Raw genomic sequence first — 12,796 nt, forward strand, 5'->3', positions numbered from 1 at the left:
ATTGTTGCCAATAGTTATCTCAAGGCTTGTCCTCCTGAGCGAAGTCGAAGGACACGCAACGTAGAACATACTTTATGGATTTAGCATGCGATCCTTCGACTTCGCTCAGAAAGACACAAACTGAGATTTTGGAATTTGGATTTTTTAATATTGGAATTTCACAACTCTGATTTGAATTTCGCAAACATCTATTTGATATTTACAACACCCCAACTCTACTTCGCTCCTACCTTTGTCTCATCAAATTAAAAGAACGAAAAGATGAAATTATCAGACAACAAAATTTTAATAACTGGCGGTGCAAGCGGTATCGGACTTGGACTTGCCGAACGATTTATTCAGGAAAACAATACCGTAATTATCTGCGGAAGAAGAGAATCGGTTTTAAACGACGTAAAAGCAAAATTTCCTTCGGTTATAACCAAAGTTTGCGACTTGTCTATAAAACAGGAACGAATCGCGCTTTTTGAATGGATTAAGGAAAATCATCCTGATTTAAACGTTTTAATCAATAATGCAGGAATTCAAAATTGGATGAATATAACAGATGCCGATTTTTATGAAAACATGAAAAATGAACTTGCAACAAATATCGAAGCGCCTTTGCATTTAACTTCATTATTTATTCAGTTGCCTTCTCTTAAAACCGTAATGAATGTAACTTCTGGATTAGCATTTTCTCCTTTTGCAAAAGTTCCGGTTTATTCGGCTACAAAAGCCTTTTTCAGATCTTTTACAATTTCACTTCGTCATTTATTAAAAGAAAAAAATATTGAAGTAGTAGAAATTATTCCGCCAGCATTAAATACCGATTTGGGCGGAATTGGTCTTCACGATGCATACCCAAGCGTAAGCAGTTTTATCGAATCTATTTTCGAACAATTAAAAGAAGGCAGACAAGAACTAACTTTCGGAACCAGCGAAACAAGATTAAACGCAAGCGCAGAAGAGTTGAGAAATCATTTTAAACTGATGCATCCTTAAATTTTAAACACATAGAAACATAGATTTTTGGAGTGAATTAAAGGCGTTTCACTTTTAATAAAACACATAGCTATGTGTTAGAAACTAGTTTCTTTTTGTAGTCTTTTAAAAGAAAACTAAAATCTATGTTTCTATGTGTTTAAAAAATAAATTCAACATTTGTCTTCCTGAGCGTAGTCGAAGGACTTTGGTGCCGTAAAAGGTCTTCGACTCCGCTCAGACTGACAACAAAAAACATCAAATAATTCACAATTAACCATTCACAATTCACAATTAAAATATGGTAGTAAATACAAAAATAGCTCTAGTTACAGGTGGTAGCAGAGGTTTAGGAAAAAATATGGCAATAGCGATTGCAAAAAAAGGATTGGATGTAATTATTACATACAACAGTAAAAAAGAAGAAGCTGATGCCGTAGTTTCAGAAATTGAAAGTTTAGGTCAAAAAGCAGCGGCATTACAATTAAATGTAGCAGAATCAGGAACTTTTGATGCTTTCTTTGAAGAAGTAAAATCGGTTCTAAAAAGCACTTTTAAAACAGACAAATTTGATTTTTTAGTAAATAATGCAGGAATCGGAATTCACAATTCATTTGTCGGAACAACTGAAGCAGAATTTGATCAGTTGACTAATATTCAATTCAAAGGACCTTTTTTCTTGACTCAAAAAGGATTAAACGTAATGAATGACGGTGGCGGAATCGTAAACATCTCAACAGGTTTAGCAAGATTCTCTTTCCCAGGTTATGCGGCTTATGCTTCTATGAAAGGTGCAATGGAAACTTTAACCAGATATCAGGCAAAAGAATTGGGCGCAAGAAAAATTAGAGCCAATATCGTAGCCCCAGGCGCTATTGAAACTGATTTCGGTGGCGGAGTTGTTCGCGATAATGAACAAATGAATCAGCAGATTGCTTCTGTGACTGCTTTAGGAAGAGTTGGATTACCAGATGATATTGGCGGTGTTGTAGCCTTTTTATGTACTGAAGATGCGCGCTGGGTAAATGCACAACGAATCGAAGTTTCTGGTGGAATGATGCTTTAATATAGTTGATGGTTTATAGTTGATGGTTGATGGTTGATGGTTGATGGTTAGTGGCACTTCATAACTCATAACTCATAACTCATAACTCATAACTCATAACTATTACAAAAAACAAAACCCGATAAGCATTAAAAACTCATCGGGTTTGTCATTTCAAATAATATTTGAATTAGTAAAGCTTTTTTAGTTCTTTTCGACTGAGACTTCAAAATCTCCTTCTGCGTCAAAAACTATATCGTAAAATTTGGCCTCTTTTGTTACGCCAACTTCGTAGGTTGTTTTTTTCTTATCGTCTACCACCATTGCAATTTCTTGAATGGCTTTTGCTTTATAATTCTTCTTTAAATACGACTGTGCTTTTATCGGAAGCTGTTTAAACGGAATCTGCAACTCATAAGCTTTCATGTTTCCCAGATTATCATAAATCGCTACCGCTTTGGTTCTATCGTCTACATTGTATCGCGCTTCAAAACGAATTTCATCTGCATCATCTCCCACATATTCTTCAGACCAAACTGGCACTTTCCCTGGATATTCTCTCTCAAAAGCAAACCGCACCTTTTCTGGGGGCGTGATTTCCTTTTTCATATTCGTTCCTTCCTGTGCAATTAAAAAACTACTGCATAAAAAAGTAAAAGACAAAAACACGTTTTTCATAGTTTCATTTTTAAAATTAAACTTTAGTAACGTATTAAAATTAATACTTTTTCTCTTACGATAACATGAAGGGATTAACATTTTTTATCAGCTGAAACAACTCTTCTAAAATCAAGTATTCAATTACAATTCGAGCTTTTTTAATCGGTCTGTTAGTTCTCTTTTGTATGTAATTCCGATTGGGATTCTTTCGTTTTTAATGACCACAAAATCTTTTTCGGTTGCATCAATTTTATCTAGCGCCACGATATACGATTTATGAATACGCATAAAACTTTTTTCTGGCAGACACTTTTCAAATTCTGTTGTGGTAATCGATGCCAAATAAGTTCTTTTTGTAGTATGAAGCTTTACATAATTACCAAAACTCTGTGCGTACAAAAGCTGATCCAATTCAATCTCCATCAAATAGCCATCTACTTTTACACTAACCGAATTTACGGTTTCTTCCGCTTTTTGTTTTACACTTTCGGTCGCAAAAAAACGATCAATTGCTTTTAGAAATCTTGGAAAATAAATGGGTTTCAGCAAATAGTCAATTACGCCGTAATCGTAGCTTTCAAGAGCAAATTCAGAATATGCTGTAGTCAAAATGGTTTTAGGATGCGTGGGAAGAATTTTAAGCAATTCCATTCCAGAAATTTCAGGCATATTGATATCCAAAAACATTAAATCGACTGGATTCTCTCTGAGATAATTCATCGCTTCAATGCCATTATATCCTTGAAAAACCAATTCCAATTGCGGATTCTGTTTGATATAATTGGCCAGAACGTAATGCGCAGCGGGTTCATCGTCTACAATAATGCATCTTTTTGTTTCTCTCATCCTACAAACTTTTTTAGCTGTATTTCTAAATCAACAATATAAACTTGTTTGTCGTCTTGAATATCCAATTTATAGTCTTTCCCATAAATTAAATTCAAACGTTCGATAGTGTTTTTTAAGCCAATTTTGGTCGAAATCACATCATTTTTCTTCGGAATTGAATTGGCCACATGAAGATGTAGCAATCCCTTTTCGACAGAAATTGTAATTTTTACAAAACACTTTTCAATAGCGCAGGTTCCGTGTTTAAAAGCATTTTCTATAAATGCAATTAAAAGCATTGGCGAAATTTTATAGGCATTTTCGTTGTCAACATTGCTTTCAAAAGTAATATCACATCTGTAACCAACACGTTCTTTTTCAAGCTGCACATAACTATTTATAAACTCCAATTCGTCTTCTAAAGATACGCATTGTTTGCTATTGCTTTCTAACTGATAACGCATTAACTGCGAAACCTTCATAATCAAATCTGGTGTCCTATCTGGAAACTGAAGACTAATTCCGTAAAGTGTATTAAAAGTATTAAACAAAAAATGCGGATTTAATTGTCCTTTCAATGAATTCAATTGCATTTGATTGAACAATAAAGCCGCATCGGTTTGTTTTCTGTGAATACGATAAAACTTAAAAACAATTATCGGACTCAGAATGCAGACCAAAGTTCCTAAAACGCTGGCCAATTGGTACGCATAACTTCTCTGATGCGAGTTTTGGTATAAATGGCAATTGGCAAACATATCCATTTTTGTGATTTCATACAAAATGACAGAAAATACAAAAACTCCAAAAAGCGTTAAAACGATATAGGTAAAAGGTTTGTTTGCTTTAAATAAAATCGGAAGGATAAAAAAACGATTAAATTGGGCATGCATGTATAAAATGCAATAAAAAAATACACCCATTGCAATAGAAACGAAGGAACTAAAGAGCATCCAGTCGTTTTTTAGGGTATATATTGTAAAAGAGAAAAGGACAACGGCAACCTCCTGCCACCATTTGTTATCCAATATGTTATCAATTCTTTTGTTCATTCTTAATTGTGAAATAGTTTACAAAGTACGAACAAATATTTAATTATTTTTTTCAAAAAATGACCAATTCAATTCGTCATTTACTAGTGCAGTACATCACTTAACCTGACTTTTATCAGTACAAGAGAAATAAATTTGTTGCATCAAAAACATTTCTATTCACACCTTGAGTTTATGTATTTCAAAAAAATTACCATTCTATTTTTATTGATTTTTGCCTCAATCGGTTATGCTCAAACCCTGTCTTTAAAAGAAGCATTAAAGATAGGTCTTGAAAACTACGGTTCTATCCGAGCAAAAAACAATTACACCAATGCATCAAAAGAGACTCTAAAACAATCTCGCCGTGATTACCTGCCAAACCTGAATTTATCGGCACAGCAGGATTACGGAACCGTAAACGGACAAAACGGACCGCTTTATGGTTTTGGAGGTTTAGGAGTTGCATCATCGGGACTTCCGTTACCAGAACAAAACTGGAACTCAGCATTTGGTGCGCTTTATTTAGTCAACATGAACTGGGATTTTTTCACTTTCGGAAAAACACAGGAAAAAATCAATTTATCTAAAATTGATGTTCAGGCTAAAGAAAAAGATTTACAGCAGGAAAAATTCCAGCAGGAAATCAAAATTTCGGCTGCTTATTTGAATTTATTGGCAAGCCAAAGATTGCTGATTTCGCAGCAAAAAAACTTAGACCGCGCAGAAGTCTTCAAAAAGACAGCTGTTGCGAGAGTTAAAAACGGATTATTGGCCGGAGTCGATTCTACATTGGCTACAGCCGAAGTTTCTAAAGCAAAAATCGCTTTAAACTTAGCCCGAAACTTTGTTAAGGAACAAAACAACAAATTAGTCGATTTAATGGGCGTTGCGCCTCAGGATTTTGTAACCGATACTTTATTTGTTACTCAGATTCCAAAAGAATTGGTAACCAAAGAAACTGCCACAGACAGCCTTCACCCATTGTTACAATTCTATAAAACCAAAATCGATTACAGCAATCAGCAGGTTAAATTGTACAAACGATTCTATTATCCAACAATGAGTGCTTTTGGGGTTTTACAAACCAGAGCTTCAGGATTTGACAATTCGTATGCAACCAATCAAAATGCATTTACGAGAAATTATTGGGATGGCGTAAATCCAGATCGTACCAATTATTTGGTTGGAGTTGGAATTACGTGGAATTTAACCACGCCTTTCAGATCAAGCAAACAAGTAAGCGCTCAGAAATTTGTTTCTCAAGCTTTGCAGGAAGAATACAATCAGGCTGATAGAGAATTGAAATCGCAGCTGACATTTGCCGAAGATAAAATCAAAATTACTTTGGAAAATTATGCCGAAGCGCCAATTCAGGTTGATGCCGCGCAAAGAGCTTACATTCAGAAATCGACCTTATACAAAAATGGTTTAACTGATTTGACTGATTTAACTCAAACCATGTTTACGCTAAATCGCGCTGAAATCGATCGAGATATTGTCAATAACAATGTGTGGCAATCATACTTATTAAAAGTCGCTGCAACAGGAAATTTTGACTTATTTATAAATGAATTTTAATTATAAATCCTAATGAATTTAATACGTTTTGCACTCCGCAAACCCATTTCCATTTTAGTATTGGTTGCGGGTCTATTTTTCTTCGGAATTGGTGCCATCAGAGACATTAAGGTAGACATTCTGCCAAAAATGAATTTGCCGGTTATCTATATTGCGCATCCGTTTGGAGGCTACACGCCAGATCAGATGGAGGCTTATTTTGCCAAAAACTACGTAAACGTTTTACCTTTCTCGAATGGTATCAAATCGGTAGAAACCAAAAATATTCAGGGGTTAATGATTATGAAATTAACCTATTATGAAGGAACCAACATGGCTCAGGCTGCTGCCGAGTTAAGTGCGCTTTCAAACAGAATCCAAGCGGCTTTTCCTCCGGGAACACAGCCTCCGTTTATCATTCGTTTTGATGCTTCTTCACTTCCAATTGGACAATTGGTTTTGAGCAGTAAAATACGTTCCAACAACGAATTACAGGATTTAGCCAACGTTTATGTTCGTGCTTCGTTTACTGCAATTCCTGGTTTATTATCGCCAGCACCTTTTGGAGGAAGTCCAAGAACTATTGAGGTAAACGTTGATCCAGATTTATTGCGTTCTCATAATATGACGCCAGACCAGATTGTTGACGCGATTCGTTTGAACAACCAAACGGCTCCTTCTGGAAACGTACGTATGGGCGACAAAAACTATATTACGCCAACAAATAATACGATTAAAGAAGTTAAAGATTTTGAACAGATTCCGTTATTTAAAGGCGGTGTTCAGAACTTAAAATTAGGCGATGTTGCCTCTGTAAAAGACGGTGCCGATATTACAGCAGGTTATGCTTTAGTAAACGGAAAACGTTCGGTTTACATTAGTATCGCAAAAGCGGGAGACGCTTCGACTTGGGATGTGGTTCAAAAATTGAAAAAAGAACTTCCTAAAATTCAAAGCACGCTTCCTGAAGATGTAAACATTACGTACGAATTTGACCAGTCGGTTTATGTAATCAACTCGGTTAAAAGTTTGATTACTGAGGGAATTATTGGTGCGGTTTTAACCGGATTAATGGTTTTATTATTCTTGGGTGACCGTCGTGCTGCATTAATCGTAATTATGACGATTCCGATTTCGATTATTTCTGGAGTTTTATTCCTAAAATTATTCGGACAAACGATCAACTTAATGTCATTATCAGGATTAGCTTTGGCAATTGGTATTTTGGTGGATGAAAGTACCGTAACGATCGAAAATATTCACCAGCATCTCGACATGGGAAAACCAAAAGCGCTCGCCATTTGGGACGCCTGTAAGGAAATCGCCTTGCCAAAATTATTGATCCTTCTTTGTATTCTTGCCGTATTTGCGCCAGCATTTACTATGGTTGGTATTCCGGGAGCGTTGTTCTTGCCTTTGGCTTTGGCAATTGGTTTCTCAATGGTTATTTCGTTCTTATTGTCTCAAACTTTTGTGCCTGTTATGGCCAACTGGATGATGAAAGGACATGAAAAACATGCGCATGGACCAGAGATTACAGATGATGAAGCTGAGTTTAACGACTGCGGTTTAACGCCAGAATCTGAACAAAATTTAATTGGTCAGAAAAAGGATTTGGTTGAAAGAGAAGATTTCAACAATGATGGAAAAGTAAGCGGTTTCGAAAGATTCAGAAATCGTTTTATGCGAACTTTAGACCGTTTGTTTGTTCATAAAAAAATAACGACTGTGACCTATTTGGTTGGAGCAACACTTTTAGCCATTGTGTTCATTAATTTTATCGGAAAAGACGTTTTCCCAAGAACCAATTCTAGTCAGTTTCAGTTAAGAATGCGTGCCGTTGACGGAACGCGTTTGGAAAGAACCGAAGAACAAGCCAGAATTGTTTTAAAAGAATTGGAGAAAATGGTCGGAAAAGATCATATCGGAATTACATCCGTATATGTCGGTCAGCACCCTTCTCTATTCTCGATCAACCCGATTTATCTTTTCATGGCTGGTTCTCACGAAGCGGTTTTCCAAGTAAGTTTAAAAGACTACGAGGAAGATATGGATGACTTTAAAGACGAATTTAGAGCAAGACTTAAGAAAGTACTTCCTGATACTAAACTCTCTTTTGAGCCAATCGAATTGACGGATAAAGTTCTAAGCCAAGGTTCTCCTACTCCAATTGAGATTCGAGTAGCAGGAAAAGACAAAAAACGAAACGAATTGTACGCGACTGAAATTGTAAATAAACTAAAAGCAATTTCGTATTTCAGAGACGTTCAAATTGGTCAACCAATACATTATCCAGCAATGAATATTGATATTGACAGAACCCGTGCTGCCGAATTGGGAGTTGATATGAATGATATTTCAAGATCGTTGGTAGCTTCAACTTCATCTTCACGTTATACAGAGAAAAACAACTGGGTAGACGAAAAAGCAGGATTATCATATTCTGTTCAAGTTCAAGTGCCTTTAAACAAAATGAAAAGCAAAACCGATATTGGAGAAATTCCGGTATTAAAAAATTCGCTTCGTCCTGTTTTAAGTGACGTTGCCAAAATTACACCTGGCTTTGTAAGTGGTGAAAATGACAATTTAGGGGCCATGCCGTACATTACCGTTACTGCAAACATCTATAAAACCGATTTGGGGACGGCATCAAAAGATGTGAGCAAAACGATTAGTTCATTGGGAGAATTACCACGTGGTTTGTTTATCACGCCAATCGGATTAAGTACTGTACTGACAGAGACATTAAGCAGCTTGCAAACAGGATTATTGGTCGCTGTGTTTGTAATCTTCTTAATGCTGGCCGCTAATTTCCAATCGTTCAAAGTTTCGCTTGTTATTTTAACAACGGTTCCTGCCGTGGTTTTAGGAGCTTTATTAATGCTGACTATTACAGGTTCTACGCTTAACTTGCAATCGTATATGGGAATCATCATGTCGGTTGGGGTTTCTATTGCCAACGCCGTTCTTTTGGTTACAAATGCCGAACAGCTTCGAAAAATAAACGGAAACGCCTTAGAATCTGCTCGTGAAGCTGCTGCATTACGTCTTCGTCCAATTATCATGACTTCTGTTGCGATGATTATGGGTATGTTGCCAATGGCAATTGGACACGGCGAAGGAGGCGATCAAGTTTCTCCGTTAGGAAGAGCGGTTATCGGTGGATTATTATTTTCTACTTTTGCTGTATTATTAATCCTTCCGCAGATATTTGCGTGGGCACAAGAAAAAACATCGACACAATCTGTTTCTTTAGATCCTGAAGACGAAGAAAGCATCCATTATATTTCATCAATAAGTAAGTCGAAAGTTGGAAAGTCATAACTCGTTGAGTGTAATTATTTTTTTTTAACACATAGAAACATAGATTTTAGTTTTAAATAAAAAAGGTAAAAGAAAAAACTAGTTTTCACACATAGCTATGTGCATTGAAACAAGTGAAACGCCTTTTGTGCACAAAGAAAATCTATGTATCTATGTGTTAAAACAATTAATCCCAAAGAGTTAAAAAACATATTCATTATATAAAAACCAAAAAATGAAATCGCCAACAAAAAATAATTTGTTGAAAACAAATACCGAAAAATTAAAAGGCGATAACATAAATGACCTATGCAAAATAAATTCAACATTTATGAAAAGTAACATTATAAAATCATCTGCATTATTAGTTACAGCACTAGTTGTATTAAGCAGCTGCGAAAAGAAAAAAGAAGAAACTGCGAAAGCAGAAATAGAACCTAAAGTTGAAACTTTCCTTTTATCGAAAGAAAAACTAACAACAGAATTGCGTTTACCAGCTGAATTAACCGGTTTTCAACAAGTTGATTTGTATGCAAAAGTGAGCAGTTTCGTAAAAACTTTAAAAGTTGATATTGGTACGAAAGTAAAAAAAGGACAGCTTTTAATTGTTTTAGAAGCACCAGAAATAAGCTCGCAATTGGCTGCTGCTGAATCTAGACTAAAATCTATGGAAGCGATTTACGCAACCAGCAAAAGCACTTACAACCGTTTGTATGAAACAAGCAAAGTGGAAGGAACGATTTCTAAAAACGACTTAGAAATGGCAAGCGGAAAAAAGAATTCTGATTACGCACAGCTTCAAGCGGCAATTGCAGCTCATAAAGAAATTGCGATTATGAGAGGTTACTTAGAAATTCGTGCTCCTTTTGATGGCGTTGTAGCGGCTAGAAATGTCAATTTAGGAACATTTGTTGGCCCAGCAGGAAAAGGTTCAGATTTGCCTTTATTAACTATTCAGGAACAAAGCAAATTACGTTTGGCGGTTTCTGTACCAGAATTGTACACAGGCTATTTGCACTCAGGCGACGAAATGAGTTTTAATGTAAAATCGCTGCCAGATACTTTCTCAGCTAAAATTACCAGAATGTCTGGCGCTTTAGATTTAAAACTGCGTTCTGAAAGAGTTGAAATGGACGTTCACAACACCAAAGGGAATTTATTGCCTGGAATGGTTGCCGAAGTTTTATTACCGCTTAACGCGAAAGACAGCACATTTGTAGTGCCAAAATCAGCAGTAGTAAGTTCTGCAGAAGGAATTTATGTGGTAAAAGTAGTAAACCACAAAGCGACAAGAGTTGACATTAAAAAAGGAAGAGAAATCGAAGATAAAATTGAAATTTTCGGCGACTTAACTCCAAACGATAAACTGGTAAAAATTGCCAGCGAAGAAACTAAGGAAGGCGATGTCATAAACGAATAACCTGCGTTTTAGTCTTCAATTTAGTGATTACCAAAAACTGTACGCATTCTTAGGAATGCAAATTTAAAAATTTGCCTAAAAGGGCAGTTCTTCTTTAATTGGAGGGACTGTCCTTTTTTTGTTTTTTCTCAATTCATATCGCATTTTTACAAAAATTACCTTTTTCTGTTACTTTAATAACTTTTAGAGGAGCTAATCCAAAAATATCTAAGTATATATTTACTAATTAACAATAAAATCAAAAGTAAAAAAACAGTACTTATGTCAGAATATATTAGAGTAAAAGGAAATATTATAGAAAAAACAGGCGGAATTTCGAGAGTTTATGCAAAAGGAGGTATTGAACATAATTCAAATGGAAAAATAGAGTATTTTGCCGAAAGTTACAGCTATGGTGATCCTCAACCACCACCCATAAAAATAATCAATGGAGCTGTAAAAGAAATTGAGCTTTTGACACCATTAGATCAAGGTTCTGCAAATGATAAATCTGGCAATTATCAAGACGGAATGATTTTTGGAAAAACATATCATTTTAAAGTGAAAAGTTATTTTCAAAATCCTCCAATAAATATTGCTAATATAAAATGGATGGTGAAATATCACAGTCCGTCCCAAAATAAATGGTTAGAAATACCTCTTTCTGCAAAAGGAGATTCCATAACAATGACAATGAATGACGAAGATATGTGCGGACGTTACCTTTATGTTCGCGCCTATGTCTATAATGCAGAAAGAGAAGCTGAATATAAAGAATGGAAACATAATCGTTTTAGGTGGTTTGATAGGATGACTTTTCAAGATGGATTGACTATCAGAAAAAATAATCCTGAAAAAATTAATCAGCATGCTACATCATTATGTGGTACAGCTGCACTCTTATATTTTTATGCTCAAGATTACCCAAATGATTTTTATAATAATTATATGGAGTTTTTTAGAACAGGCGAAATAATAATAAATAAATTTAAGCTGAGCCCAAATCCAGCATTATATGATTGTAAGCCAGATTTAAATAATTTTAAATACCCGCATTATGATTACTATTCAAATGGACAACCATGTATTCCTCATCAATTAATGCATCAAACTGATTGGATTATATTAGCAGGAACTAGAAGTTCAGATAACACAAAATATTTGGGACAAAAAGGAGAAGATTGGAATGCTATAAATTGGCCAAAGTATATGATTCAAGCGGCGCTTGACTTGTATGGAGCTAGTTTGGTTGCAGACGAAACATTTATCATTACTGGAAGGGAGTTTTCAAATAAATTATTAGAAATCGAAAAATTATTTAATCAAGGATGGCATATTATTTTATTAATAGATTCTGACATGCTTGATGATTCAATAAGTTATGTAGGATGTACAACACAATACCATTGGATTGCTTATGAAGGAAATTTGATAATAGATCCTATAAAAAATGAATATAGCTTTTCATATTATTGTTGGCAAAAGTTAAATATAAATTCGCGCATACGCAGTACCGTTTTTAATACAAATTTTTATGGATATATTAAATTCAAAAAATAAAATTATAGCATTTACAATTCTTATTTTGATTGGATGCAAAAGAAATTATACATGCAAAGAATATGTTTTATCATATAATTACACAACTATAAAAATGAAAAACATAAATAAAAATGATATTAAAAAATCATCTTTTTTTGTAAAACGCAATAATAAAATAATTAATAAAGGTCATTTAGAAGTTGTTGAAAAACTATCAAATAATACACTATTGATTAAATTAAAATTTGCCACGGAAGATACAATTTACAAAACTGATACTACTTTTATTAAATTGAAAAACAAATTACACTTTATAACTGATTCAAAAGAAGTTTGTATGGAATCAATAGGAACACCTTACGTAACGGTTTATAAATTTGATGGCACAGAATTTACAGAAGATGAAGAGATTTATCTTTCACCTTAATAAAAGTAAATAAACATAGATTTTAAGGCATATACCTA

At 34.7% G+C, this 12,796-nt stretch carries 10 protein-coding genes; 7 read left to right on the forward strand and 3 right to left on the reverse strand.

Annotated features, from left to right (window positions below):
* The first annotated feature begins 261 nt into the window (after positions 1–261).
* Together PQ463_RS09530 and PQ463_RS09535 are read left to right on the forward strand one after the other, a co-directional pair.
* Entirely contained in the window at positions 262–984 is a 723-nt protein-coding gene (locus PQ463_RS09530; RefSeq protein WP_274257532.1) for an SDR family oxidoreductase, read from the forward strand.
* 280 nt (positions 985–1,264) lie between these two features.
* Positions 1,265–2,029, forward strand: coding sequence for an SDR family oxidoreductase (locus PQ463_RS09535; RefSeq protein WP_274257533.1), 765 nt, complete (start codon positions 1,265–1,267; stop codon positions 2,027–2,029).
* A gap of 183 nt (positions 2,030–2,212) precedes the next feature.
* Here the strand turns inward: PQ463_RS09535 and PQ463_RS09540 are convergent, their stop codons facing one another.
* From PQ463_RS09540 to PQ463_RS09550, 3 genes are all read right to left on the reverse strand, one after another.
* Entirely contained in the window at positions 2,213–2,686 is a 474-nt protein-coding gene (locus PQ463_RS09540) for a hypothetical protein (protein ID WP_274257534.1), read from the reverse strand.
* 123 nt (positions 2,687–2,809) lie between these two features.
* Positions 2,810–3,514 (reverse strand): LytR/AlgR family response regulator transcription factor, encoded by a 705-nt coding sequence (locus PQ463_RS09545; RefSeq protein WP_274257535.1) that lies wholly within the window; start codon positions 3,512–3,514, stop codon positions 2,810–2,812.
* On the reverse strand, positions 3,511–4,548 hold the full coding sequence (locus tag PQ463_RS09550) for a sensor histidine kinase (protein WP_274257536.1): 1,038 nt from the start codon (positions 4,546–4,548) through the stop codon (positions 3,511–3,513). Before PQ463_RS09550 ends, PQ463_RS09545 begins: the two co-directional genes overlap by 4 nt.
* 174 nt (positions 4,549–4,722) lie before the next feature.
* Between PQ463_RS09550 and PQ463_RS09555 the strand changes: the two genes are divergently transcribed.
* From PQ463_RS09555 to PQ463_RS09575, 5 genes are all read left to right on the forward strand, one after another.
* Entirely contained in the window at positions 4,723–6,108 is a 1,386-nt protein-coding gene (locus PQ463_RS09555; RefSeq protein ID WP_274257537.1) for a TolC family protein, read from the forward strand.
* A 12-nt stretch (positions 6,109–6,120) separates the two neighbouring features.
* Positions 6,121–9,411 carry an efflux RND transporter permease subunit gene (locus PQ463_RS09560; protein ID WP_274257538.1) on the forward strand — a complete coding sequence of 1,097 codons (3,291 nt, stop codon included), beginning with the start codon at positions 6,121–6,123 and terminating at the stop codon, positions 9,409–9,411.
* Positions 9,412–9,721: 310 nt separating this feature from the next.
* Positions 9,722–10,810 (forward strand): efflux RND transporter periplasmic adaptor subunit, encoded by a 1,089-nt coding sequence (locus PQ463_RS09565; RefSeq protein WP_274257539.1) that lies wholly within the window; start codon positions 9,722–9,724, stop codon positions 10,808–10,810.
* Between the two features lie 261 nt (positions 10,811–11,071).
* Complete coding sequence (locus PQ463_RS09570; RefSeq protein ID WP_274257540.1) at positions 11,072–12,349, forward strand: hypothetical protein; 1,278 nt, start codon at positions 11,072–11,074, stop codon at positions 12,347–12,349.
* Positions 12,324–12,758: a hypothetical protein gene (locus tag PQ463_RS09575; RefSeq protein ID WP_274257541.1), complete on the forward strand. Its 435-nt coding sequence runs from the start codon at positions 12,324–12,326 to the stop codon at positions 12,756–12,758. Before PQ463_RS09570 ends, PQ463_RS09575 begins: the two co-directional genes overlap by 26 nt.
* Positions 12,759–12,796: the final 38 nt, after the last annotated feature.

The organism is Flavobacterium sp. KACC 22763, from assembly GCF_028736155.1.
Classification (GTDB): domain Bacteria; phylum Bacteroidota; class Bacteroidia; order Flavobacteriales; family Flavobacteriaceae; genus Flavobacterium.